This is a genomic window from Nocardiopsis sp. iso_238 (assembly GCF_056173325.1).
On sequence record NZ_CM149668.1, the window covers coordinates 206,610 to 229,492 of the forward strand.

The 22,883-nt window shown below is 71.6% G+C and carries 23 protein-coding genes; 12 read left to right on the forward strand and 11 right to left on the reverse strand.

What is annotated here, in order from left to right:
- Positions 1-112 precede the first annotated feature (112 nt).
- From AC0VYL_RS00980 to AC0VYL_RS01010, 7 genes are read left to right on the forward strand one after another with little or no spacing between them, the layout of a single operon-like run.
- A complete protein-coding gene (locus AC0VYL_RS00980) occupies positions 113-1,246 on the forward strand; it encodes an ABC transporter substrate-binding protein (protein ID WP_475458103.1) in 1,134 nt (377 codons plus the stop codon).
- On the forward strand, positions 1,243-2,091 hold the full coding sequence (locus AC0VYL_RS00985; RefSeq protein ID WP_475458105.1) for an ABC transporter permease: 849 nt from the start codon (positions 1,243-1,245) through the stop codon (positions 2,089-2,091). Before AC0VYL_RS00980 ends, AC0VYL_RS00985 begins: the two co-directional genes overlap by 4 nt.
- 8 nt (positions 2,092-2,099) lie before the next feature.
- Positions 2,100-3,011: an ABC transporter permease gene (locus AC0VYL_RS00990; RefSeq protein ID WP_475458107.1), complete on the forward strand. Its 912-nt coding sequence runs from the start codon at positions 2,100-2,102 to the stop codon at positions 3,009-3,011.
- Positions 3,008-3,835, forward strand: coding sequence for an ABC transporter ATP-binding protein (locus AC0VYL_RS00995; protein WP_475458109.1), 828 nt, complete (start codon positions 3,008-3,010; stop codon positions 3,833-3,835). The genes AC0VYL_RS00990 and AC0VYL_RS00995 overlap by 4 nt, the downstream gene beginning before the upstream one ends.
- Complete coding sequence (locus tag AC0VYL_RS01000; RefSeq protein ID WP_475482042.1) at positions 3,825-4,175, forward strand: hypothetical protein; 351 nt, start codon at positions 3,825-3,827, stop codon at positions 4,173-4,175. Before AC0VYL_RS00995 ends, AC0VYL_RS01000 begins: the two co-directional genes overlap by 11 nt.
- Positions 4,176-4,187: 12 nt before the next feature.
- Positions 4,188-4,928, forward strand: coding sequence for an SDR family NAD(P)-dependent oxidoreductase (locus AC0VYL_RS01005; protein WP_475458113.1), 741 nt, complete (start codon positions 4,188-4,190; stop codon positions 4,926-4,928).
- A 42-nt stretch (positions 4,929-4,970) separates the two neighbouring features.
- Positions 4,971-5,471: a 2,4'-dihydroxyacetophenone dioxygenase family protein gene (locus tag AC0VYL_RS01010; RefSeq protein WP_475458116.1), complete on the forward strand. Its 501-nt coding sequence runs from the start codon at positions 4,971-4,973 to the stop codon at positions 5,469-5,471.
- A gap of 87 nt (positions 5,472-5,558) precedes the next feature.
- On the opposite strand, the gene lpdA is transcribed toward AC0VYL_RS01010, so the two are convergent.
- The 6 genes from lpdA to AC0VYL_RS01040 form a co-directional block, all read right to left on the reverse strand.
- Positions 5,559-6,965, reverse strand: coding sequence for a dihydrolipoyl dehydrogenase (lpdA, locus tag AC0VYL_RS01015; RefSeq protein WP_475458118.1), 1,407 nt, complete (start codon positions 6,963-6,965; stop codon positions 5,559-5,561).
- Between the two features lie 132 nt (positions 6,966-7,097).
- Positions 7,098-8,045, reverse strand: a complete 948-nt coding sequence (locus tag AC0VYL_RS01020) for a DedA family protein (RefSeq protein ID WP_475482043.1) — start codon at positions 8,043-8,045, stop codon at positions 7,098-7,100.
- A 142-nt stretch (positions 8,046-8,187) separates the two neighbouring features.
- Positions 8,188-9,846, reverse strand: a complete 1,659-nt coding sequence (locus AC0VYL_RS01025) for a hypothetical protein (RefSeq protein WP_475482044.1) — start codon at positions 9,844-9,846, stop codon at positions 8,188-8,190.
- Positions 9,847-9,930: 84 nt separating this feature from the next.
- On the reverse strand, positions 9,931-11,037 hold the full coding sequence (locus AC0VYL_RS01030) for a winged helix DNA-binding domain-containing protein (protein ID WP_475458124.1): 1,107 nt from the start codon (positions 11,035-11,037) through the stop codon (positions 9,931-9,933).
- 196 nt (positions 11,038-11,233) lie between these two features.
- The gene (locus AC0VYL_RS01035) at positions 11,234-13,615 is read right to left on the reverse strand and encodes a trehalase-like domain-containing protein (RefSeq protein ID WP_475482045.1); all 2,382 of its coding nucleotides are present in this window, start codon (positions 13,613-13,615) and stop codon (positions 11,234-11,236) included.
- Between the two features lie 410 nt (positions 13,616-14,025).
- A complete protein-coding gene (locus tag AC0VYL_RS01040) occupies positions 14,026-14,742 on the reverse strand; it encodes a class I SAM-dependent methyltransferase (RefSeq protein ID WP_475482046.1) in 717 nt (238 codons plus the stop codon).
- A gap of 149 nt (positions 14,743-14,891) precedes the next feature.
- Between AC0VYL_RS01040 and AC0VYL_RS01045 the strand changes: the two genes are divergently transcribed.
- The 3 genes from AC0VYL_RS01045 to hisG all read left to right on the forward strand — a co-directional run bounded on the left by AC0VYL_RS01045 (position 14,892) and on the right by hisG (position 17,026).
- Positions 14,892-15,719, forward strand: a complete 828-nt coding sequence (locus AC0VYL_RS01045; protein ID WP_475482047.1) for an SDR family NAD(P)-dependent oxidoreductase — start codon at positions 14,892-14,894, stop codon at positions 15,717-15,719.
- 99 nt (positions 15,720-15,818) lie between these two features.
- A complete protein-coding gene (locus AC0VYL_RS01050; protein WP_211715077.1) occupies positions 15,819-16,082 on the forward strand; it encodes a phosphoribosyl-ATP diphosphatase in 264 nt (87 codons plus the stop codon).
- 89 nt (positions 16,083-16,171) lie between these two features.
- The gene (gene hisG / locus AC0VYL_RS01055) at positions 16,172-17,026 is read left to right on the forward strand and encodes an ATP phosphoribosyltransferase (RefSeq protein ID WP_475458133.1); all 855 of its coding nucleotides are present in this window, start codon (positions 16,172-16,174) and stop codon (positions 17,024-17,026) included.
- A gap of 12 nt (positions 17,027-17,038) precedes the next feature.
- Here the strand turns inward: hisG and AC0VYL_RS01060 are convergent, their stop codons facing one another.
- Positions 17,039-18,508 carry a cellulase family glycosylhydrolase gene (locus AC0VYL_RS01060; protein WP_475482048.1) on the reverse strand — a complete coding sequence of 490 codons (1,470 nt, stop codon included), beginning with the start codon at positions 18,506-18,508 and terminating at the stop codon, positions 17,039-17,041.
- Between the two features lie 60 nt (positions 18,509-18,568).
- Between AC0VYL_RS01060 and AC0VYL_RS01065 the strand changes: the two genes are divergently transcribed.
- Complete coding sequence (locus AC0VYL_RS01065; RefSeq protein WP_475482049.1) at positions 18,569-19,126, forward strand: hypothetical protein; 558 nt, start codon at positions 18,569-18,571, stop codon at positions 19,124-19,126.
- A 125-nt stretch (positions 19,127-19,251) separates the two neighbouring features.
- Here AC0VYL_RS01065 and AC0VYL_RS01070 read toward each other — a convergent pair whose 3' ends face one another.
- Positions 19,252-19,656 (reverse strand): DoxX family protein, encoded by a 405-nt coding sequence (locus tag AC0VYL_RS01070; protein WP_475458139.1) that lies wholly within the window; start codon positions 19,654-19,656, stop codon positions 19,252-19,254.
- 121 nt (positions 19,657-19,777) lie between these two features.
- Between AC0VYL_RS01070 and AC0VYL_RS01075 the strand changes: the two genes are divergently transcribed.
- Positions 19,778-20,488 carry a spermine/spermidine synthase domain-containing protein gene (locus tag AC0VYL_RS01075; RefSeq protein ID WP_475458142.1) on the forward strand — a complete coding sequence of 237 codons (711 nt, stop codon included), beginning with the start codon at positions 19,778-19,780 and terminating at the stop codon, positions 20,486-20,488.
- 7 nt (positions 20,489-20,495) lie between these two features.
- Here the strand turns inward: AC0VYL_RS01075 and AC0VYL_RS01080 are convergent, their stop codons facing one another.
- The 3 genes from AC0VYL_RS01080 to pstC form a co-directional block, all read right to left on the reverse strand.
- The gene (locus AC0VYL_RS01080) at positions 20,496-20,714 is read right to left on the reverse strand and encodes an EF-hand domain-containing protein (RefSeq protein WP_475458144.1); all 219 of its coding nucleotides are present in this window, start codon (positions 20,712-20,714) and stop codon (positions 20,496-20,498) included.
- 180 nt (positions 20,715-20,894) lie between these two features.
- Entirely contained in the window at positions 20,895-21,803 is a 909-nt protein-coding gene (gene pstA, locus AC0VYL_RS01085; RefSeq protein WP_475458147.1) for a phosphate ABC transporter permease PstA, read from the reverse strand.
- Complete coding sequence (pstC, locus tag AC0VYL_RS01090) at positions 21,800-22,807, reverse strand: phosphate ABC transporter permease subunit PstC (protein ID WP_475458149.1); 1,008 nt, start codon at positions 22,805-22,807, stop codon at positions 21,800-21,802. Before pstC ends, pstA begins: the two co-directional genes overlap by 4 nt.
- Positions 22,808-22,883: the final 76 nt, after the last annotated feature.

Below are 22,883 nucleotides of genomic sequence, written 5' to 3' on the forward strand. Positions count from 1 at the left end.
GCCCCATTCCCTCACCGCCGCGCGGGCGGGTTCCAGGTGCGTCTTCCACCAGTGGAAACGGCACGTGCAAGCGTTCGTGTGAGGGCGCACACCCCGTACCGGAAGAACCCTCATGCAGCGATTTCCGCTCACACCCCTTTCCCTTGTCTGTTCCGTCGCGCTGCTCGCCACGGCGTGCGGCGGCGGGTCCACCGTCGACGAGGATGTGGAGGGAGCCAGCGGCTCCGTCAGCGGCTCCATCAGCGCCGGATACGTGTCCGCGATCGACCAGATCGGCCTCCCGGTCGGCACCGAGATCGGCTACTTCGAGGACCACGGCCTCGACGTGACCCTGGCCGACCCGTTCCCCACGGGCGTCGACGCGATCAACGCGCTGGAGGCGGGTGAGGTCGACATCATCCAGGTCGGCGTCCCGGCCCTGGCCGCGGCGGGCGAGGGCGTGGACCTGGCCCTGGTCGGCAACTACACCGGCTCGGCCGTCCAGCGCAGCATCGACGAGACGGCCGCGATCGTCGCCGCCGAGGACTCCGGCATCGACCCGAAGGACCTCTCCACGCTGGAGGACGCCAAGATCGGCACCACCTTCGGCTCCATCAACCACCTGTACCTGCTGGGCCTCCTCAAGGACCTGCGGATCGACCCGGACGACGTCGAGATGGTCAACACCGCTCCGCCGGACATGCCGGTCGCCCTGGAGACCGGCGGCATCGACGCCGCCGTCATCTGGGACCCGTGGCCGATCACCATCACCGACCAGGTCGAGGGCTCCGAGGAGATCCTCCGCGGCGGCGGCTACATCCCCTTCATCGGGTACATCATCACCACGCCGGAGTACCTGGAGGAGAACGGCGAGATGGTGGAGGCCTTCCTCACCGCCCGCGCCGCCACCGACCAGTGGATCCGGCAGAACCCCGAGGACGCGGCCGACTCCGCCGCGCGCTGGCTGACCGGCACCGACCCCGAGGTCGCCCAGGCCGCCATGGAGTACAACGTCGCCCAGCTGGACGGCCGCTTCTCCGCCTGCAACTACCTGGCGCTGGACACCGTCGCGCTCCTGCTGGAGGAGCAGGGCCAGCTGGAGTACGAGACCGACATCAACGACCTGTTCGTCCCGGGCCCGATCCTCTCCGTCGAGGAGAACAACCCGGAGCTGTTCGACGATCTCCCCGAGGTTCCCAACACGGCCGAGATCAAGGCCGACCACACGTTCATCCGTGAGGTCGACCAGGAGGCGTGCGCCGTATGACGCACGGCCCGACGCGTGGTTCCGGACGCACCGCGCGATCCGGTACGGCCGCCCCACGCCGCGGCCGTACCGGAGACCGGGCCGCCGGTTTCCTCTGGTTCGTGCTGCCGCTGGTCGCCCTGGTGGGAGCCTGGGCGGCCGCGGTGGCCGTGACCGGAGTGCCGAAACGGGTCTTCCCGCAGGTCACCGACGTGGTCGACGCCCTGTGGGCGATGGCCGTCAGCGGTGAGCTGGCCCGGCACCTGAGCGCGAGCCTGTACCGGGTCCTGGTCGGCGCGGTCATCGCGATCGTCACCGCGATCCCGTTCGGGATCGCGCTCGGTGCCAGCCGGATCCTCTCCGCCTTCTTCACCCCGCTGCTGCGCTTCTCCGTGGCGCTCGCCGGGATCGCCTGGATCCCCGTGGCGACCCTGTGGCTCGGCTACGGGGACGGTGCGGTCATCTTCATCGTGTGGAACGCGATGTTCTTCGCGCTCGCCTACAACACCATGCTGGGCGTGCGCAGCATCCCCGGCGAGCTGCTGAGGTCGGCGCGTTCGCTGGGGGCCGGGCCCTGGCGGCTGTTCTGGGAGGTCCTCCTCCCCGGCGCCCTGCCGAGCGTGGTCAGCGGTCTGCGGATCGGCCTCGGCTACGGCTGGCGCGGTCTGGTGGCGGCGGAGATCATCGCGACCAGCGCGGGGCTGGGCTACGCGCTGTTCCTGGCCCAGACCTCCTTCTCCACCGACGTCATCATCGCCTCGATGGTGGTCATCGGTGTCCTGTGGCTGTTGATGGACCGCCTCCTGCTCGCCCCGCTGGAGCGGAACACCGTGGAGCGGTGGGGCATGACGGGGGGTGGTCGCTGATGCGGTCGTTGGGTGAGACTTCCGGCGGGACCGTCCGACCCGCCGGAACCGCTACGGCGGGCGACGGTTCCCCAGGGGGAGCCGCGCCCGCACGGGCGGTCCGACGCCGGGCCCCGCTGCACAGGCGGGTCTGGCTCCGGCTGACCCGGAGCCCCGCCTTCCGCACGCTGGGCCCGTTCGTGCCGGTGGTGGCCCTGTGGTGGGTCCTCGCGGAGAGCGGACTCTTCCCGCAGGCCTTCTTCGTGGGCCCCGACCGGGTGCTGCTGGAGTTCGTCGAGCTGGTCCGCAAGGGCATCCTCGTCGGCTACCTGGGCGACTCCCTGGAGCGGCTGGCGTACGGGGTGGGGTTCGGCCTGCTCATCGGGCTCCCGATGGGCTTCCTCACCGCCCTGTTCTGGCGGCTGCGCAAGGCCGTGTGGCCGATCCTGCTGTTCTTCCAGGCGATCGCGGACATCGCGTGGCTGCCGATCGTCATCGTGTGGTTCGGGTTCAGCCTGACCGCCGTCACGTTCGTCATCGTCTACACGATCGTCTTCCCGCTCATGCTGAGCGTGGTCTCCGGGGTCGAGCAGGTTCCCAAGGAGCTGATCCGGGCCGCGCGCAGCCTCGGCGCCGGAAGGGTCCGGGTGTTCTTCGAGGTGATCCTGCCGGGCGCGCTGCCGTCCGTGGCCACCGGTGTGCGCACCGGCCTGGGCTACGGCTGGCGGGCGCTGGTGGCGGCGGAGATCATCGTCGGCACCAGCGGGATCGGATTCATGATGTTCGACGCCCGCCGGGTGGGCGACGTCAGTCAGGTGTTCCTCGGCATGGTCGTGCTCGGGGTGCTCTGGTACATGCTCGACGCGCTGGTGCTGGCTCCGTTCGAGCGGGCCACCGTGGAGCGGTGGGGGTTGGTGCGAAGCATGGAGGACGACAGATGACCGCGTTGGTGATCGAGCACCTGGAGAAGGTCTACACCGACACCTACACCGGGGACGAGGTCGTCGCCATCGGTGACGTCTCCTTCACGGTGGAACGGGGCGAGTTCGTGTCGGTCCTCGGCCCGAGCGGCTGCGGCAAGACCACCGTCCTCAACACCGTGGCGGGGTTCGCGAACCCCACCGCGGGGACGGTGTCGGTGGACGGCCGCGAGGTCAGCGGCCCCGGCCCCGACCGGGGCGTGGTGTTCCAGGGGCACGCCCTGTTCCCGTGGAAGACCGTGCTCGGCAACGTGGTCTTCGGGCTGCGGATGAAGGGCGTGAAACGGCGCGAACGCGAGGAGCGCGGCCGCGAGTACCTGGAACTGGTGGGGCTGGCCGGGTTCGAGAACCGCTACCCGCACGAGCTGTCCGGCGGCATGCGCCAGCGGCTGGGCGTGGCCCGCGTGCTGGCCAACGAACCCGCCGTGATGCTCATGGACGAGCCCTTCGCGAGCATCGACGCGCAGACCCGGCGTCGGCTCCAGGAGGACCTGACCCGCATCTTCGAGGAGCGCCGCCCCACGGTGTTCTTCGTGACCCACGACATCGACGAGGCGGTCTTCCTCTCCGACCGCGTGGTGGTGCTGTCCCCGCGGCCCAGCACCGTCCAGGAGATCGTCACCGTGGACCTGCCCCGCCCGCGCACCTGGAAGGCGGCGGTGGACCACCCCGGCTTCCGGGAGACCGTCGCCCGCATCAACGGGCTCCTGGCGGTCGACGCCGAGCGGGACCGTGACGGCGCCGGAACCCAGGAGAGTGACGGGAGCCCCGCCGATGTCCGCTAGGTCCCTCGGGTCGCGGGCGATCCGCAGCGCCACCCTGCGGCGGATCGCGCTGGTGCTGCTCCTCGTCCTCCTCTACCAGGGGTGGCTGGGGGTCCAGGCGGTCGGCAAGGCCGAGCCCGGCCTCGGGGACGCCCCCGACGAGCGCGGCCGCTTCGACGTGGACGTGGTCCTCGGCTTCCAGCCGGAGCGCTACCACTTCCTCAGGCTCCAGGACCACGGACGGGTCGCCGGGACCACCGACACCACGGTCCACCTCAGAGGGGTGTCACCGGCGGGGGTCGACGCCCTCGCCCGGGAGTACTGGATCGAGTCCCTCGCCGTCCCGGATTCCGACGCCTAGAAGGAGCAGCGCATGGAGACAGCACCCGGGGACGTCCCCGAACCCAGGTCAGACGACGGGACCGTCGTGGTCGTCGGGGGCACCAGCGGCATCGGCGCGGCCGTCGCCGCCCGCTTCACCGACCGGGGCCGCCGCGTCGCCGTCTGCGGCCTGGGCGCCGACCGGGCCCCGGCCCGGCTCCGGGAACGGGCCGAGGTCACCGAGCTCGACGTCACCGGCGAGAACGCGCTGGAGGAGTACCTGGCCTCCTTCACGCGCGTGGACGCGCTGGTCAACGCGGCCGGGATCATCCGCAGGAAAGAGGAGTTCGACCCGGCGGTGTTCGCGAGGGTCGTGGAGATCAACCTGACCTGCGCCATGCGGGCGTGCGTCGCCGCCCGGCCCGCCCTGGAGGCGGCCGGGGGCAGCATCGTCAACGTGGCCTCGATGCTCAGCTTCTTCGGCGGTCCCCTGGTCCCCGCCTACAGCGCCAGCAAGGGCGGGGTCACCCAGCTCACGAGGTCGCTCGCGGTCGCGTGGGCGTCCCAGGGCATCCGTGTGAACGCGGTCGCGCCCGGCTGGATCCGCACCGAGCTCACCGAGGGGGTCCGCGCCGACGAGGAGGCCGAGGCGCGCATCCTGGGCCGCACCCCGATGGCCCGCTGGGGCGACCCGGCCGAGGTCGCCGGGGCGGTCGAGTTCCTGTGCGGCCCGGACGCCGGGTTCGTCACGGGCGCGGTCCTCCCCGTCGACGGCGGCTACCTGGCCGCCTGAGCCGCCCCCAGTTCCGTCCCACCCCGTCCACCTGGAGGAACCGTGTCACCGAACCGAGCCCCCGTCATCAACCCCTCCGCCGGGATCCCCGACGAGATCGCGATCCCGGCCGTCCCCGAGGACCCGCGCGTGTGGGTGCCGCAGGCCCCCAACGTGTGGTTCCGTCCCCTGATGCTCAACACGGTCACCGGCCAGTGGTGCAACCTGCTCAAGGTCACCGCGTCCGGGATCGTCTCCCGGCACCGCCACCCCGGTGCGGTCTTCGGCTACGTCATCGAGGGCCGCTGGCACTACCACGAGCACGACTGGGTGGCCGAGGCCGGCCACTTCGTCTACGAGCCGCCGGGTGAGATCCACACCCTCGCCGTCCCCGAGGACTGCGACCACATGGTCACCTTCTTCAACATCAGCGGCGCGATGGTGTACGTGGACGAGGACGGCACCCAGACCGGGTACGAGGACGTCTTCACCAAGATCGAGATGGCCCGCGCCCACTACGCGTCGGTGGGCCTGGACGGCTACGTGGAGTCGCTCATCCGCTGACGCGGAACGGCGACCCCGAGACGACGGGGCCGGTCCCTCGGACAACCGAGGGACCGGCCCCGTTCACTCACGTGCGGGCGCTGCGGATCAGTAGTTGATCATGTGCCCGGCCAGGCCGTGCACCGCTTCCTTGACCGCCTCGCTGAGGGTCGGGTGCGCGTGGATGTTGCGCGCGACCTCGTGCACTGTCAGGTCCCACTGCTGGGCCAGGGTCAGCTCGGGCAGCAGCTCGGTGACGTCCGGGCCGACCATGTGGGCGCCCAGGAACTCGCCGTACTTCCCGTCCGAGATGATCTTCACGAAGCCCCGGGTGTCGCCCAGACCGTGCGCCTTGCCGTTGGCCATGAACGGGAACTTGGCGACCTGGACGTCGAACCCCGCCTCCCGCGCCTCCTTCTCGCTGTAGCCGAAGCTGGCGATCTGCGGCTGGCAGTAGGTGGCGCGCGGGATGAACCGGTAGTCGATCTCCTGGGTCTCGGCGTCCGCGATGGTCTCCACCGCCACGATCCCCATCGCCTCGGCCGTGTGCGCCAGCATGAGCTTGGCGGTCACGTCACCGATCGCGAAGATGTGCGGGACGTTGGTGCGGCCCCGCCCGTCGATCTCGATGGCGCGTCGGTCGGTCAGCGCCACACCGGTCTTCTCCAGGCCGTAGCCCTCGACGTTGGGCGCGAACCCGATCGCCTGGAGGAGCTTGTCCGCCTCCAGGGTCTGCTTCTGCCCGTCCGCGCCGGTGACCGTGACCTTGACGCCCTCGCCGGTGTCCTCGACCGTCTCCACCTTGGTGGAGGTCAGGACCTTCACGCCGAGCTTCTTGTAGGCGCGGGCGATCTCCTTGGAGATCTCCTCGTCCTCCATCGGCACGACCCGGTCGAGGAACTCCACGATGGTGACGTCGACGCCGTAGTTGCGCATGACGTAGGCGAACTCGACGCCGATGGCGCCCGCGCCCGCGATGATGATGCTGCCGGGGAGCTCCTCGCTGAGGATCTGCTCCTCGTAGGTGACGACCCGCTCGGACAGCGAGGTGCCCGGGATCAGCTTGGTGGAGGAGCCCGCCGCGATCACCGCGTTGTCGAAGGTGACGGTCTCGGTCGAGCCGTCCTCGCCGCGCACCTCGATCGTGTGGTCGTCGACGAAGGTGCCGCGACCGTTGAGCTCGGTGATCTTGTTCTTCTTCATCAGGAAGTGGACGCCCTTGACCCGGCCGTCCGCCACCTGACGGCTGCGGCTGAACGCCTTGCCGTAGTCGAACTCCACGGTCCCGTTCACCTTGATGCCGAACTCGTCGGCCTCGTTGTTGAACAGGTGGGCGAGCTCCGCGTTGCGCAGCAGGGCCTTGGAGGGGATGCAGCCCACGTTCAGGCAGACGCCGCCCCAGTACTTCTCCTCGACGACGGCCGCCTTGAGGCCCAGTTGGGCCGCGCGGATCGCCGCGACGTAGCCGCCGGGCCCGGCGCCTAGGACGACCAGATCGAAGTGTTGCTGTCCCATGACGGGATCTCCTTGAGTGTGTTTGTGACGCACCCAGCGCAGCCGGCTTGCCCGGGGTGTCGGATTGCCGAACGCCAGCCTAGCCAAGGAGTCCGCCTCCGCGCGCGACCCGGTGCGACCGGGAGATGACTTTCAGGCGTCGTCGCTGCTGGGGGGTGTGGGGGTGGTGGGAACCTCCCCCACCGCTTTCTCCGCGGGCCCGGCCGCGCTCCCCTCCCCGGCGGCGAGGCGGTCCGTCTCGGCGTCGTAGGCCTCGGCGGCCTCACCGAGCGCCTGCGCCCGGCGCGCCCGCTGGTCCCTGATCGCGCCGTAGGTGGGGATCGCCGCCATACCGAAGATGAGCGCGAGCGTCAGCCACAGCGCGTAGCTGTCGACGAGCAGGACCACGTCCACCCCCGCCTGTCCCGAGCCGTACCCGACGGCGGCCACGACGCCGGTGACCATCAGGGCGCCGAGGGTGTCCAGCAGCATGTAGGTGCCCAGGCGCATCCCGTTCACCCCGGCCACGACGTGGGGGATGCCCCCGGGCACACCCGGCAGGTAACTCAGCGGGATCAGCAGTCGCATCACCCAGGGGTTCATGGTCTGGAGGCGCGCGGCGAACCGGCGGCCCCGCTCGCTCGGGACGAGGAAGGTGATCATGCCCTGTCCCCAGCGGCGGCCCACCCACCAGAACAACCAGTCGATCTTCACCTTGCCGACCACGCCCGCGACGACCACGAGCCACAGGGGCGCCTCACCGATGCTGGCGAAGGCCGCGGCGGCGCCGACGGCCGCGTGGCTGCCGGTGGCGAAGGCGAGGGGGATGGCGTGGTCCGCGATGAAGAGCGGGCGCAGCGGCATGGTGAGGAGGAAGAACGCCGGGATACCGATGAGCATCCAGGCCAGGACCTTGTCCTGCCGCTGCATCGTGCTCGGCCAGGGCCGCTGGTTCCTCCACTGCTCCTTGGCCCTGAGCGCCTCCTCCTCGTCCCAGACCCGGCCCGCCTCCTTGAGCGCCTCCTCGCGGGTGGGCCGGGAGGAGTCACCGTCCCCGTCCGGGCGACCGCGGTCCTGAGGGGTGTCCCTCGTCGTCATCATGTCCTCCATGATTCCGTGAACCGGCGCCCGGCCCACAGTCCCAGCCGTCACCGGCCTCGTGTGAGGGGCGCGGTGCGAGGGGGATGACAGTTGTCATGTACCCGCGCGCCGAGGAGGGGTCGGGTGCGCGGGCGGGGCGGGGTCAGCGCCCGGGCGGCCCCATCGGCCACTTCCAGTGCGGGGCCCAGGTGCTGCTGTCCGACACCCCGGGAGGCATCGGCGGCAGCAGCCGGGCGCCGGGCGGCCGGTCGTCGGCGGGGGGAGCGTCGGCGACGGGGGTGTCCGCCGGGGGAGGGGCGTCGAGGGGGTCGGGCTCCGGAAGGGGGTCCGACTCCGAGAGGGAGCGGGGTTCGCGCCACAGGGGTTCGTCGAGGGGCGGGCCGAGGGGGTCGTCGAGGGGGCCGTCGAGTCCCGGACCGGGGGACAGCGCGCCGGACCAGGCAGCGGGGACGGTGAAGTCGTCGAGGTCGTCCTCGTCCTCCTCCCCGGCGTCCGGAGGTCGCGCGGGAGGGTCGAACAGCGAGGCGGGGGAGTCCGGGAACACCGGGGCCGTCCCGGGGTTGATGGTGACGTCCTCGAAGGACGTCGACAGACCGCCGCCGGGGGCGTCCAGGTCCGGGTCCAGGGCGGCGAACGGCGCCGACATCGGACCGGAGTCCACCTCCGCGAAGTGCGCGGCCACGCCGAAGTGCCGGGGAGGGCGCCGGTGCGCGCCGGTGTCGTCGTTCTCGATCGGCGGGGCCTGCGGGTGGCGGACCGCCCCGGCCGGGTGCGTCCGCGCCCACCAGGCCGTCGCCTGGTCCGCGCGCAGCTCCTCCAGGACGGTGAGGGAGCCGGTGATGTGCGGATGGCGCCGCCCGGCCCGCCAGGAGTGCAGCAGCGACTGCGGTTCCAGCACGAGGACCCGCTCGCCGTCCACCACCGGGACGTCCCCGGGGCAGGCCTCGTTCCCCACCCAGGTGCCGTCCCCGCCGACCAGGTCCCATTCGCCGCGCACGACGTCGGCCAGCGGGTCCACCGGGCCGTCCAGGGAGGCCGCGACCCAGCGCGGGTCCGGGCGCGTGCCGGGCAGGCGGTGCCCCTCCTTGCCGATCAGCGCGTCGGCGAGCAGGGTGTGGAGCTGGAAGTTGTCGCTCACGCCGTCGAAGGCGACCCGGAACCCCCGCCAGGAGGCCCGGTCCAGGACGAGGAGCCGGTCCGCCTCGGACATCCGCAGGAGCTCGCCCACCTCACCGAACTCGTTCAGCCGCGTGGAGAGCGCCTGCACGATCTGGCCCAGCTCGTGCAGCGCGCCGGGGTCGGCGCGCACGGCGGCGCGCACCCCGGAGTCACCGAGCATGGCCTTGGCCGCGAGGCCGTAGCGGAGCGAGGTCCACCAGCCGACGGTGGCCAGCGGGGCGTTGTCCCCGAGGACCTGCTCGACCCGCTTCTCCTCGGCCTCGCCGACGTCGTTCGGGGCGGGCAGGGAGCCGCCGCCGGTCTTCTCCCACGCGTGGATGAAGGCCACGGCGGCCTGTCCGTAGCTGCCGAGCTGGCGCAGCACCTCCAGGCCCACCTGTCCGGCGGGCGCGCCGGACTCGACGAGGGCTCCGGCCAGGACCGAGAGGTCGGCGGCCACCCCCGCGTGCGGTTCGCAGTCCCCCAGGACCGGAGTCAGCGCCTCCAGCGCGATGGCCAGCTCCTCCCGGGACACCTGGGAGGAGAGCCGGAACACGTCGTGCACGGCTTCGGGGAAGCCGGGTGCCTGGCTGGCGGCGGTGTCGAGCACACGTTGGAACGCGGCGCGGAACTCTTCAGTCACCCCAGAATCCTGTCATACCCGCCCGTGCCCTCCGTGGTCAGGATGCACGTGCACAAAACGGGCGGATCCCGTGTGGGCGGGGAGTCAGTCGGGGTCCGTGAAGCGCAGGCGCACACCCTCCTCATCTGGGAGGAGGAAGGCGAGGAGGCGCGTGCCCTCGGCGGTGATCTCCTCGATGTCCGCCCTGTCGAGCGAGCGGAACGGAGCGACGTCCAGCGAGGGCCTGCCGCGGCTCCGGTCCACCCTCCAGGACGCGGCCACCTCGCCGTCCACCAGCACCGTCGCGGGCGGCATGCCGTTGCGCGCGGAGAGCCCGCGCAGGTGGTCGTCGGAGATCACCCGGCTCCGGTCGGCGTGCCCGCGCAGCAGGTTGTCGAAGTCGTAGAGGAAGCGCACCGGAGCCGGGACGTCCGCCGAGGGACGCGGGGCCTCCGGCAGGTCGAACAGCTCGGTGCCCGACGGGCCCCGGAAGGACACCAGCCGCTCACGCAGGCCGTCGACGACCTCCTTCAGCCGGGTCAGCCCGGACCAGGCCTGCACGTCCCGCACGCTCGCCGGGCCGAAGGCCGCCAGGTACCTGAGTACCAGCGCCTCCCGGTCGGGACCGGGCGCCATCGGCAGACCGGTCCAGGTGTCGGCGGGGGCGAGCACCGGCTGTCCGGAGGCGCCCCAGACGCCGCGCGGCGGGAGCTGCACCACCGGCAGCAGGCAGCGGACCACGTAGGCCAGGTCGGCTCCGTCCACCCCGTCCCAGCGGGCACCGATCTGGTCCCCCAGTTCCTTGGGTGTGAGCGGGCGCTCCTCCAGGATCTTGCGTCCCAGGGTCACCACCGCCTCCAGGTCCACCCCGGCGGTGGCCTTCCCGTGGGAGCCGTGGGACAGGTCCCGCTCCATGACCTCCTGGGTGGTCGGGCGCATCCAGGCGGCGTCCTCGGCGGTGACCAGGTGCAGGGTGGAGCGCATGAGGGACATGCGGACCAGGGCCCCGTCGGTGAGCAGGCGGCCCACCTCGTGCGGGTCGAAGTCCTCCACACGGCTCTGGAACCCCACGTACCAGGTGTGCGTGGTCTGTGCCTGGAGTCCGGCCAGGCGGGTCAGCACCTCCGTGGCCGGTCGCGCCACCCGGCCCAGCAGGAACTGGCGCTCCAGGGTGGCGCGGTTGAGCTCGCGTCGGGTGAGGGTCGTGGCCATGCTGGGTCCCTTCCGGTGTGCGGAACGTGCGGGAACCCTACCTCTCACCTCGGACGGAGCCGGGTGATCCACGCCGTACCGGGTCCGGTCCCGACCCGGGCGTGGTGACGAGCGGACCGAACTCTGACGGAACGGCCCCCCGGACGCGCCGAAGGGGGCGTCCCGGGCGGGACACCCCCTTCGGCGGTCATGCGGGTCAGTGTTGGTCGAGGAGTTGGGCGCAGCGGATCAGGCCCAGGTGCGAGTAGGCCTGGGGGTGGTTGCCCAGAGCGCGCTCGGTGACCGGGTCGAACTCCTCGGGGATCAGACCGGTGGGTCCGGCGCTGTCCACCAGGTGCTTGAACAGCTCCTCGGCCTCGGCCCGCCTGCCGGTGAGCAGGTAGGCCTCGATCAGCCAGGTCGTGCACAGGTGGAAGCCGCCCTCGCCGCCGGGCAGGCCGTCGTCGCGGTGGTACCGGTACACGGTGGGCCCGGAGCGCAGCTCGGCCTCCACGGCGGTGACGGTGGCCTGGAAGCGTTCGTCGGCGGGGTCGATCAGCCCGGACAGGCCGATGTGCAGGGACGCGGCGTCCAGGTCGGTGCCGTCGTAGGCGGTGGTGTAGGCCTGGGCCTGCTCGTTCCAGCCCTTCTCCAGTACCTCCTGGGCGATGTCGGTGCGCAGGTCGGGCCAGGTGGGGTCCACCGTGCGCCCGTAGGTCTGGGCCAGGGTGATGGCGCGGTCCAGGGTGAGCCAGCACATGACCTTGGAGTAGACGCGCTGGCGGGGTTCGTCGCGTTCCTCCCAGATGCCGTGGTCGGCCTCGTGCCAGCGGCGGGCCACGGCCTGGGCCATGGAGCGGACCAGGTCCCAGTCGCGGTCGGTGAGTTCCCCGCGGGCGCGGCACAGGTGGGTGATGAGTTCGACGACGGGGCCGAACACGTCGAGTTGGACCTGGTGGTCGGCGAGGTTGCCGATGCGCACGGGGCGGGATCCGGCGTAGCCGGACAGGGACTCGATGACCTCTTCGGGGCCCAGGTCGGTGCCGCGCAGCGAGTAGAGGGGGCGCAGGAGTTCGGGTGAGGGCAGGGAGTCCACGACGCGGTGGACCCAGTCCAGGAACGCCTCGGCCTCGGTGGTCGAGCCCAGCGAGACCAGGGCCTGCACGGTCAGGGCGCCATCACGCAGCCAGCAGTACCGGTAGTCCCAGTTCCGTACCCCGCCGATCTCCTCGGGCAGGGACGTGGTCGCCGCCGCCATCACCCCGCCGGTCGGGGTGCACAACCCACGCAACGTCAACGCCGAACGGGCGGCGAGGGCGTTCTCCGTGCGCGGCAGGTCCAGGTCCCGCACCCACGAGGACCAGTGGAGGGCCGCCTGTTCCTGGCGCTCCGCCTCGGTGCGCTCCTCGGCGGCCAGGGAGTCGGTGCCGCAGCGCAGTTCCAGCACCACGGGCCGCTCCGACCTCGGGTGGACGGTGGCGCGGGCGACGTCGTCGGTGCCGTCGTGGTCCACGCACCACTCCACACCGGGGGAGCGCAGGACCATGGGGAAGTCGGCGCCCTGGACGCGCAGGCCCTCGGGTTCGACGGTGATGCGGATGGGGGCGCGGCCGAAGTCGGGGCGCGGGGCGAACTCGACGGTGGCGGGGGTGACGCCGCCGATCACGCGGACGAGGTCGGTGCGGCCGGGCTCGGTGTCGTGGGCGAGGTAGTCGGTGACCTCCAGGCGGGACCAGCGGGTGCGCACGGTCATGGTGCCCGGCAGGTAGCGCTGGCCGAGGGGGAGCCCGCCGTGGGCGGGCGAGATCGCGAAGACCCCCGCCTGACGGCCGCCCAGGACCTCCGCGAACAGGGCGTTGGAGTCCGGCTCGGGGTGGCAGAACCAGAGCAGGCGCGCGTCCGGGCCCAGCAGGGCGACGGACGCCTGGTTGGAGAGCATCGACATGCGCTCGATGGGCGTGGGGCGCTCCCCGAACACCCAGGATCGGCGCTCGGTGGCCAGGAGGGTGAGCAGGGACGCGGCGGTGGGGGTGTCCGGGACGCTGTGCGCGGCCTCGGTGGGCTCCTCACCGACCCGCACACCCGCGTCGGCTCCGGCGTGCAGGTTCACGAACACCGGCTCCTCGCCCTCGCCGCCGCCGATGTAGAGGATCGCGGTGGCCTCGACCTGTTCGCGCAGGAGTTCGAGGGCGGCGGACTTGTCGGCGGGCGGTGCGTCGGGGCCGGTGCCGGGGTGGCGGGGGTCGATGGTGAGGTCGGTGTCGAACTCGGTGCCGTAGGCGCCCACGAGGCGGACCTCGGCGGGCAGCCGGGAGAGGGCGGCCAGGTCGCGCAGGGGGCGCGCGGAGATCACCGCGCACACGGTGCCGGGCAGGTCAGCGAGGTCGCGCAGGGCGCGGACGGCCTCGGGGAGCGGGCCCCGGTGGTCGGAGTCGACCGGGGCCAGGGCGCCGTCGTAGTCGCAGGCCACGAGCAGGCGTGAGGTGCGGGCCAGCGCGGAGACGCGCTGCCGGACGTCGAGGGGCATGGTCTCCAGGATCGTGTCGGTTGGTCCCTGCGGGACCGCCGGAGTCGCTCTGACCACCTGGGTGAGCGTCACGTTGCCTCCTCCACTGGTCCATTACCGACCTGGGAAATAGGTGAGATGTAGGACTCCGCGCGCATGTTTCCGGATCACATGGGTCTCGTACGGAAAACGTAGACCCAGGGGCGTAGGGCGCGGGATGAACTTCGCGGGCCTTTGAGTAGACCTAAAGAACATTTGGCATTCAAACGGATAAAACGGTCATCCGTGCTGCTCTGTAAAAGATCAGGTGCCTCAGAAGTCAACGCGAGACTACCTGCGCCCCACACGTGCGCGTGCACGTGAAGAGAGTGATGCAGATCACTCACATGGTGGGTGGTCCGGACACGCAGGACCCCGCCCGCGGGCCGTGGAGCGGGGTCCACGGCCGGTGGACGGGGTGCGCGGAAGACGGGGAGTGATCGTGGGCGCGCCGAAGCGCCGGGTCAGGAGCTCGACGACTCCCACTCCGGCTTGCGGAGGTGGTGGACCCACGCGGGCGGGATGTTGGCGAACACCTTCTCCGAGCCGATCCCGTAACGGTCCAGCCAGTCCTGCACCACCCAGCTGGTCCGCGCCTGGCGGAGGTAGTCCTCGCGGCGGGCGATCACCGCCTTGACCTCCTTCGTGTACAGGTAGCCGTAGAAGGAGAGCGTCCCGCCGGGGCGGAGCACGGTGAAGTAGTAGTCGAGGATGCCGCGCACGTTGTCGGCGGTGAAGTTGGCGAACGGCAGGCCGGAGACGATCACGTCGTAGGTGCGGTCGGTGCCCATCTCGTCCACGAGACAGGCGTGCACCTCCGCGCCGTCCGCGATCGGTGACATCACCGGGTCGGTCTCCAACAGGTGCTCCACGTAGGACGCGAACTCCGGGTTGGCCTCCACGAAGTCCACGGTGTCACCCGGACGCATGGCCGCCGCGATCCCGCGGCTGATGGCGCCGGTCCCGGCACCCGCCTCCAGGATGCGCAACGGTTCGTCCGGATCGGGTCGGTGGCGGATGTGCTCGGCCATGGCGTGGGCCAGGGCGCTGCTGCTGGGCACGATGGAACCCGTCGCATGGAAGGTGCGCAGCGCCTGGCTGAAGAAGAGTCTGGTGTCACGCAGACGTTCCTCCAGCCTGAGGGCGGCCAGGGGTCCGGTGGGGCTCTGGGTCTCGGACATGAGTGAACGCTAACGCGTCGGTGTCTCCCAGGGGAGACCGCGCGGCCGTTTGTCCGGGAAACACCGCGTGGCCATCACCACCACCGGAACGGGAACCCCGCGGTGCGCCCGCGCCGGGCGGGCGCGGCGGCACGCCCTACCCTGAGGGCATGAGCGACGCCGACACGACCCCCGCACCCTCCCGCTCCCGGACCGCACTGGTCACCGGGGCCTCCGGCGGGATCGGGGAGGAGTACGCCCGGCGCCTCGCCCAGCGCGGCTACGCCCTCGTCGTGGCCGCGCGCCGCCACGACCTCCTGGACGAACTCGCCGGACAGGTCCGGGAACGGTACGGGACCTCCGTCGAGGTCCTGCCCGCCGACCTCGGCACGTCCGAGGGCGTCGCCGCCGTGGCCGCCCGCCTCACCGAGGACGGCACCGGTGCGCTCGCGCCGGTGGACCTGCTCGTCAACAACGCCGGGCGCGGCGACGGGGGAACCTTCGCGGACCAGGACCCCGCCGAGATCGACGCCATGATCGACCTCAACGTCCGCGCCGTCCTCCAGCTGGCCCGCGCCGTCCTGCCGGTGCAGATCGCCCGCCGCGCCAACGGGTACACGGAGCCGCTTGGCGTGGTGAACGTGGCCTCGATGGCCGGGGAGATCCCCGCCAACCCGGGCGGGTCCGTGTACGGCGCGGGCAAGAAGTTCGTGACCCTGTGGAGCGAGAGCGTCGCCGCCGAGGTGCGCAAACACGGCGTCCAGGTCACCGTGGTCCTGCCCGGCTTCGTGCGCACCGACATGACCCGGGGCGTCCAGGAGCAGGGGATGCCCGCCTTCGCCTTCGTGCCCAAGGAACACATCGTCCGCGACTCCCTGGCCGCCTGGTCCGCCGGGCGTTCGGCGGTCATCCCCGGCGCCCAGTACAAGGCCGCCGACGGCATCCTGCGCCTCCTGCCCCGCCCGCTGGTCCGCGCCGTCGCCCGCCGGATGGCCTGACCTGGGTCTCCCACATACTGAGACATTCGGTCCCCGGTTGGTCACGGGCCGCCGGTTGCGCCTACCCTGGTACCGCACTGCCGGTCGAGGAAAGAGACCATGAAGACCTTCGAAGAGCTGTTCGCCGAGCTGTCAGAGAAGGCACGCTCCCGCCCCGAGGGGTCCGGGACCGTCGCCCAACTCGACGCCGGCGTCCATGCCATCGGCAAGAAGGTCGTCGAGGAGGCCGCTGAGGTCTGGATGGCCGCCGAGTACCAGTCGGACGACGAGGCCGCCGAAGAGATCTCGCAGCTCCTCTACCACCTCCAGGTTCTGATGCTGGCCCGTGGCCTGCGCCTCGAGGACGTCTACAAGCATCTGTAGGCCGGTACCGCGCGCCCCTCACCGGGCGCGTGCGCGGACCGGCCCACCGGACGTCCCCGAACCACGCCAGAACTGAGAAGGAACCCGTCATGCCCGACATGCTCCGCATCGCCGTGCCCAACAAGGGCCAGCTGTCCGAACCCGCCGTCCAGATGCTGGGCGAGGCCGGGTACCGGCAGCGCAAGAGCAGCCGCGACCTCGTGCTGGTCGACCCCGACAACAACACCGAGTTCTTCTTCCTGCGCCCCAAGGACATCGCCGTCTACGTCGGTGAGGGGATCCTCCAGGCGGGGATCACCGGCCGCGACATGCTGCTGGACTCCGGCGCCCCGGTGGACGAGGTCCTCCCGCTGGGCTTCGGCGGCTCCACCTTCCGCTTCGCCGCGCCCGGCGGTGGCGCCATGGAGGTCTCCGACCTCAACGGAAAGCGCGTCGCCACCTCCTTCGACGGCCTGCTCCGCGCCTACCTGGACGAGCGCGGCATCGACGCCCGCGTCATCCACCTGGACGGCGCCGTGGAGAGCTCGGTGCAGCTCGGCGTGGCCGACGCGGTGGCCGACGTCGTCTCCACCGGCACCACGCTGCGCAACGCGGGGATGGAGACCTTCGGTGACCCGATCCTGGTCTCCGAGGCCGTGGTCATCCGGCCGACGGACGCCCCCGAGGACCGGCAGATCGACCAGCTGCTGCGCCGTCTGCGCGGCGTCCTCGTGGCCCGCGACTACGTGATGATGGACTACGACGTGCACGCCGAGAACCTGGAGGCGGCGGTCGCCCTGACCCCGGGCATGGAGGGGCCGACGGTCTCCCCGCTGCACCGCGAGGGCTGGGTCGCGGTCCGTTCGATGGTGCCGCGCAGGGAGGCCCAGCGGATCATGGACGACCTCTGGCAGCTCGGCGCCCGCGCCATCCTGGTCACCGACATCTACGCCTGCCGCCTCTGACCGGGACCCCGCTCAGGAGGGGGCGACGGTCAGCAGGGTCTCGTCGCCGTCGGCGGCGCCCGTGACGGTGACGTGCAGGACCCGTCTCGCGTCGTCCCAGCGCGACGTCCAGCCGTCGTCCCCGGCCGGGGTGTCCACGGTCAGTTGGTACCCCTCCCCGAAGACGTCCTCGGGCAGGTACAGCTCGGTCGCCCCGGACGCCCCGTTCTCGGCGTAGCGCACCGACAGCGCCCCGGAGGCGTCGTCCAGCCCCAGCTCCAGGGGCTGACCCGCCACCGCGCGCGGGTAGGCCCGGTTCATGACGTGGGCCAACGGGCCGGGGGTGAGTTCCGCACCCTCGGCCCGGTCCTCCCAGGGGCCCCACCCGTCGTGGTCGTTGGACCAGTAGACGCGCCCGGCCGCCATGGCCTCGGTCTCCTCCAGCATCCGGCCGACGAACTCCGGGGCGCCCGCGCCGGACATGTCCAGGCCGAACTCGCCCAGCACGATCGGCGCCTCCAGGCGTTCGCCCACCACGCGGACGTTGCGGGACCACAGCTCCACGCTGGCGTCGATCCGCTCCCGGGCCGCACCCTCGTAGGGCTGGCCCAGGTCCATGGGCAGGGCGTACATGTGCGGGGCGTAGACGATCCTGGGCTCACCCTCGCGGGGGTCCTCGATCCGGGGCAGGAACGAGGGCAGGCCCCAGTTCACGCCCACAGCCTGGCCCTCCACGAAGATCCACGTGTCCGGGTCGACCTCCCGGACCCGCGCGACGGAGCGGCGGTAGAGCTCCGCGAGGGGACCGGTCTCGAAGTCGGCGCCCTGGAGGCTGCCGCCGAAGGGTTCGTTCATGAGGTCGTAGCCGATCACCGCCGGGTGGCCGGAGAAGCGCTCGGCCACGTGGCCCCAGGCGTCGGCGTAGGCGTCCATCAGCCCGGGGTGCTCCCCGGTGGTGCCCCAGAAGTGGTCGAAGGAGCGCATCACCCCGGGCTCCAGGTAGACCAGCTCCCACATCTCCCGGCTCTCCACCCGCAGCCCGTCGTTGTGGGTCGCCCACTCGGGGGCGCCGTTGCCGGAGTGCTCCTCGGGGCTGGTGTGGCGGCCGTACAGATCCTGGTGCATGTCGAGCAGTACGTGGTACCCGCGGTCGGCGTACCACTCCACGCGCTCGGCCACGGCGTCCAGGTACTCCTCGTCGTAGACGCCCTCCTCGGGTTCCAGGGCCTGCCACTGGATGAGGAAGCGGACGAAGTTGGTGCCCATGGCGTCGTACTCGGCCTGGACGTCGTCCTCGGTGATCCACGGCAGCCGGTCGGGGTCGCCCTTGGCCGACCCGGACGTGTTGAGGCCGTGGAGGAAGAGCGCCCTTCCCTGATCGTCGGTGAGGTACCGGGTGGGCCCGGGTTCGTGCCGGGTGGCGGCGGCGGTGAGACCACCGGCCACCAGCACGAGCACGGTCAGGGCGGCGGTGACGAGCCTGCGCTTGCCGGTGGGCTGCAATCTCGCTCCTGGGGGGAGGATGGCTCCGGGAGGTGTGCTGATGAGACCTGGATCACTATCATGCAAAAGGTGAATGTTATTCGCAACAGCCCCCCGGCCACCCGCCCCCTCCTCGTCCCCGGTGTCGCCGGGGCCGCCACCCTCGTCCCGTGCCTGCTCTTCGGGAACGCCGCCTTCCTCACCTGGCTGGGATCCCGCGCGGCCTGGCTGACACTGCCCACGTCACTGGGCGTCCCCTTCGCCTTCCCGAGACTCAGCGCCACCACCCTCGTGGGCCAGCCCGGCTGGCACCTGGCGGCCGAGCTCGTCGCCGTCGCCGCGCTGGCCGCCGTCACCGCCGGGTGGGTCCACCGGGCACGGCGGGTCCGCCCCCGGGCGAACGCCTGGCGGACCCTGCTGTCCGCCTGGTCCGGCGTGGTCCTGGGCCTGGCCCTGGCCAACGCCCTGCGCGCGTCCGCCGCCGTCCTGGCCGTGGGCGCGGGGCCGGTGGCCCTGTTCTCCTACGCCCTCGCCGGGGCCCTGTCCGGACTGCTGTGGGCGGTCTGCCTGGGCTGGCTGTGCGCGGTGCCCGCCGCCCTGACCCACCGCCTCACCCGCCCGGAGACCGTTTCACCGTAGGGAGGCGACCGGATGCCGTCGCCGGTGGTGGCGGAGTCGGATCAGCGGCGACGGTTCGACCGCGTCCGTCGAGGGTGGTGGGCGACGGGTGGGCGGAACGATCCAGAGAGCACGAGACCCGGCCCTCAGGCGTCGCCGCGCGGTGTGCGGCGGGACTGGAGGGCGGCCCAGACCAGGGGGACCTGGAGGGCGACGCGTCCCCAGGCGACGGCCCGGTTGTCGGCCACCGACGGCAGCCGTCCGGAGCCGGAGTCGAGCGCCATCTGGACGTTGGCGGGCCACACGGCCAGCAGCAGCGCCGCGCTGGCCGGTCCCGCCCACCTCCGGCGGGTCAGCAGTCCGGCGCCGCAGGCCAGTTCGGCCACACCGCTGCCGTACACGAACGCGCGGTGCGCGGGCAGGCGGCGCGGCATGATCGACTCGAACGGCCGGGGCGCCGCGAAGTGCAGCACCCCCGAACCCACGAACAGGGCTCCCAGAGCGAGCGGGGCCGCTCCGCGCAGCTTCTCCAGGCGTTCACCCATGGACATACACACTCCTCACGTGACGCGCCGGAACCCAACCTACTCGTGAGTCAACCAGCGGTCCTCCACCGGCCCGCCGACCGGATACCACCGGTCCGCCGCGAGGGGAACGGGCACAATGTGGGTCATGAACCAGCGAACACGAGATCCCGCATCCGAGGGAGAGACGGTCACCCTGGCCCGGGTGACCGGCGAGACCGGCGGTGACCTGGTACTACGCCGGGTGGGCGCCCACTATGAGATCTACTCCAACGGGCTCTTCCTGATGGACACCCGCGACGGCACGTCCGAGCGCGAGATGGTGCGCGCGAGCCTGGCGGCGCTTCCCCCGGGCCGCTCGCACGCGCGCGTGCTGGTCGGCGGGCTCGGCGTCGGCTTCTCCGCCCGCGAGGCGCTCGACAACCCCCGGGTCTCCCGAGTGGACGTGGTGGAGCTCGAACCCCAGGTGATCGCCTGGCACGAGGACGAACTCGGTGAGGCCGCCGAGTACGTCCACCGCGACCCCCGCTGCCGCGTCCACAACGCCGACATCGTCACCTGGCTGGCGGAGGCCTCCGCAGCCGACCGGCCCGGCCGCTACGACGTCGTGTGCCTGGACACCGACAACGGCCCGGACTGGACCGTGGTCGAGAACAACAACCGCCTGTACGAGGCGGCCGGGCTCGAACAGCTGACCCGGCTGCTCACCCCCGGCGGGGTCCTCTCGTTCTGGAGCGCCAACGCCGTGGACAGCTTCGAGGCCCTGCTGCGGGGGCGCTTCGCCACGGTGGAGGTCGTGGAGGTGGTGGTGGCCCGGGGCGTCCCGGACGTGGTCTACCTGGCCTCGAACCCCCTCTGAGGCGCGGTCAGCCCTGGTTGCGGGACATGTAGCTGGCGAACTCCTCCAGGGAGATCCGCTGGTCGCCGTCGCCGTCCATCGCACGGACGACCTCGGCGGCCTGCTCGTCGGTGGTCTGGTCACCGAGGTTGCGCATCAGCGCGGCCAGCTCCTGGGCGGAGATGAGGCCGTCGTTGTCGGTGTCCACGAGGGTGAAGGTGGCGGCGTACTCGGTGGTGTCGGCCATCGGTGGCTCTCCGGATCTGCTGGGGAACGGGCTCGCGCCAGGCTATCGAGGCACGCCCCGCGGGGCCACCGGGAGGTCTGCCCCCGACCGGAGGACCCACCGGCCCGTGTCCCGCGACACGAGAGAGGGGCCGTCCCCCGCACGGTGGGCGGGAGACGGCCCCTCCGGGGACTCCGGCGATCAGTGCGTGTTCGTGGACGCCTTCGAGCCCACCCAGCGGGCGACCACGGTGAAGGCCAGCACCAGGACGAACAGGCACAGCGCGGCGCCCCACGCACGGTCGATACCGGACTCGAAGGGCTGCGTGGCGCCCCTGTACAGCTGCATCGGGACCGCGCCCTGCGGGTCGCCCTGGAAGGACGTCACGACCAGACCCGTGCCGAAGGCGGTCAGCAGCAGCGGCGCCGTCTCACCGATACCGCGAGCGATCGCCAGCATCGAACCGGTGGTCAGACCCGGTGCGGCGGCGGGCAGCACCGTGTGCACGATGGTCTGCCACTTGCGCGCCCCCAGCCCGTAGCTGGCGTTGCGCATCTCGTTCGGGACCAGCCGCAGCATCTCCTCCGAGGACCGGGTGACGATGGGCAGCATCATCACCGCGATGGCCACCGCGCCCACGAAGGTGCCGAAGCCCATGCCGCCCCAGCCGATCACCAGCAGGCCGTACACGAACAGACCCACGAAGATCGACGGGATGCCGGTCATCACGTCGGTGAAGAAGCGGATCGCGGAGGTCAGACGGTTGGGCCCGTACTCCACGATGTACACGGCCGTGGCGATGCCGAACGGGATCGACATCAGGACGGCCAGCGCCATGATGTACAGCGTTCCGAAGAACCCGGCCGCGTAGCCGCCGCCCTCGCGCCGGGGCGGGGGCTCGACCTGCGTGATGAAGTCCAGGTTGACCACGCCGATGCCGCGACGGGTCACCTCGAAGACGATCAGGACCAGCGGGATCATCGCGACGACCATCGCGGCGGTCAGCGCCACGGTGGCGCCCCGGTCCTTGAGGCGCCGGAAGGAGGAACCCGGGGGGCGCTGGCTCAGCGGGACGTGCCTGCTGGGGGGAGTCGAGGTCATGGTGCTCATACGGCGGCGTCTCCCGTCATGCGTCCCAGACGCCAGACGATGACGCGGGCGAGGATGTTGACGATCATCGTGACCAGGAACAGGGCCACACCGATGGCCATCAGGGCGGTCCTGGACTCGGGGGTGGCCTCACCGAAGGTCGCGGCGATGTGCGAGGCCATGCTGCTGCCGGTCCCGAACAGGCTCGCGCCCCAGGACTGGGACCCGCCGATCAGCATCAGGACCGCGATGGTCTCGCCCAGCGCGCGGCCGAGGCCGAGCATGGCGGCGGCCACGATCCCGGAGAAGCTGGCGGGCAGGACCACGTTGCGCAGGACCTCCCAGCGTGTGGAGCCCAGCGCGTAGGCGGCCATCCGCTGCTCGACCGGGTGCACCGCGATGACCTCGCGGATGATGGCGGTCATGATCGGCAGGATCATGATGGCCAGCACGATCCCGGCGGACAGGTAGCCCACCCCGCGGATCGGGCCCTCGAAGAGGAAGAACCAGCCGAGGACGCCCTCCAGGAACTCGAAGAACGGCCGCAGCACGGTCGGCAGGAACCAGTGCAGGCCCCACAGGCCGAAGATGACGCTGGGGACCGCGGCGAGCAGCTCCACCGTGTAGGAGAGCGGCTTGGCGATCCGGCGCGGCGCCATGTGGGTGAGGTAGAAGGAGACCATGATCGCCAGCGGGAGCGCGATGACGATGGCGATGGTCGCGGTCACCAGGGTGCCGTAGATGAACGGCCAGGCGCCGTAGGTGCCGGTGATCTCGCTCCGCGAGTTGCCCGACTGCCACTGCTCCCCCGCGAGGAAGCCGAAGAAGCCCTCCTTCGCGAAGACGGGCCAGGCCTCGGTGGTGGTGCGCAGGACCATCAGGGCCAGGATGACCAGGACGATGGTGCCGCAGGACGCGACCGCCCACTTGAAGAGGGGGTCGGCCATCCTCCCCTTGCTCGACCTCAGCGTCGTGCCCCGCCGGGGTTCCTCCGGGGCCGGGGCCTCTGGGGCCTCAGTGGACATGGTGCTTCTCCTCTTGATGGCTTTCGTGGGAGGGGGAGACGCGTGGTGGCCCCGGTCGGGGGCGGAGAGGACGGGG

Bases quoted from the DNA above. Each gene is read 5' to 3' on its own strand.
- AC0VYL_RS00980 (WP_475458103.1), top strand. From the start codon at position 113: ATGCAGCGATTTCCGCTCACACCCCTTTCCCTTGTCTGTTCCGTCGCG.
- AC0VYL_RS00985 (WP_475458105.1), top strand. From the start codon at position 1,243: ATGACGCACGGCCCGACGCGTGGTTCCGGACGCACCGCGCGATCCGGT.
- AC0VYL_RS00995 (WP_475458109.1), top strand. From the start codon at position 3,008: ATGACCGCGTTGGTGATCGAGCACCTGGAGAAGGTCTACACCGACACC.
- AC0VYL_RS01000 (WP_475482042.1), top strand. From the start codon at position 3,825: ATGTCCGCTAGGTCCCTCGGGTCGCGGGCGATCCGCAGCGCCACCCTG.
- AC0VYL_RS01005 (WP_475458113.1), top strand. From the start codon at position 4,188: ATGGAGACAGCACCCGGGGACGTCCCCGAACCCAGGTCAGACGACGGG.
- lpdA (WP_475458118.1), bottom strand. From the start codon at position 6,965: ATGGGACAGCAACACTTCGATCTGGTCGTCCTAGGCGCCGGGCCCGGC.
- AC0VYL_RS01020 (WP_475482043.1), bottom strand. From the start codon at position 8,045: ATGATGACGACGAGGGACACCCCTCAGGACCGCGGTCGCCCGGACGGG.
- AC0VYL_RS01030 (WP_475458124.1), bottom strand. From the start codon at position 11,037: ATGGCCACGACCCTCACCCGACGCGAGCTCAACCGCGCCACCCTGGAG.
- AC0VYL_RS01040 (WP_475482046.1), bottom strand. From the start codon at position 14,742: ATGTCCGAGACCCAGAGCCCCACCGGACCCCTGGCCGCCCTCAGGCTG.
- AC0VYL_RS01045 (WP_475482047.1), top strand. From the start codon at position 14,892: ATGAGCGACGCCGACACGACCCCCGCACCCTCCCGCTCCCGGACCGCA.
- AC0VYL_RS01050 (WP_211715077.1), top strand. From the start codon at position 15,819: ATGAAGACCTTCGAAGAGCTGTTCGCCGAGCTGTCAGAGAAGGCACGC.
- hisG (WP_475458133.1), top strand. From the start codon at position 16,172: ATGCCCGACATGCTCCGCATCGCCGTGCCCAACAAGGGCCAGCTGTCC.
- AC0VYL_RS01065 (WP_475482049.1), top strand. From the start codon at position 18,569: ATGCAAAAGGTGAATGTTATTCGCAACAGCCCCCCGGCCACCCGCCCC.
- AC0VYL_RS01070 (WP_475458139.1), bottom strand. From the start codon at position 19,656: ATGTCCATGGGTGAACGCCTGGAGAAGCTGCGCGGAGCGGCCCCGCTC.
- AC0VYL_RS01075 (WP_475458142.1), top strand. From the start codon at position 19,778: ATGAACCAGCGAACACGAGATCCCGCATCCGAGGGAGAGACGGTCACC.
- AC0VYL_RS01080 (WP_475458144.1), bottom strand. From the start codon at position 20,714: ATGGCCGACACCACCGAGTACGCCGCCACCTTCACCCTCGTGGACACC.
- pstA (WP_475458147.1), bottom strand. From the start codon at position 21,803: ATGAGCACCATGACCTCGACTCCCCCCAGCAGGCACGTCCCGCTGAGC.
- pstC (WP_475458149.1), bottom strand. From the start codon at position 22,807: ATGTCCACTGAGGCCCCAGAGGCCCCGGCCCCGGAGGAACCCCGGCGG.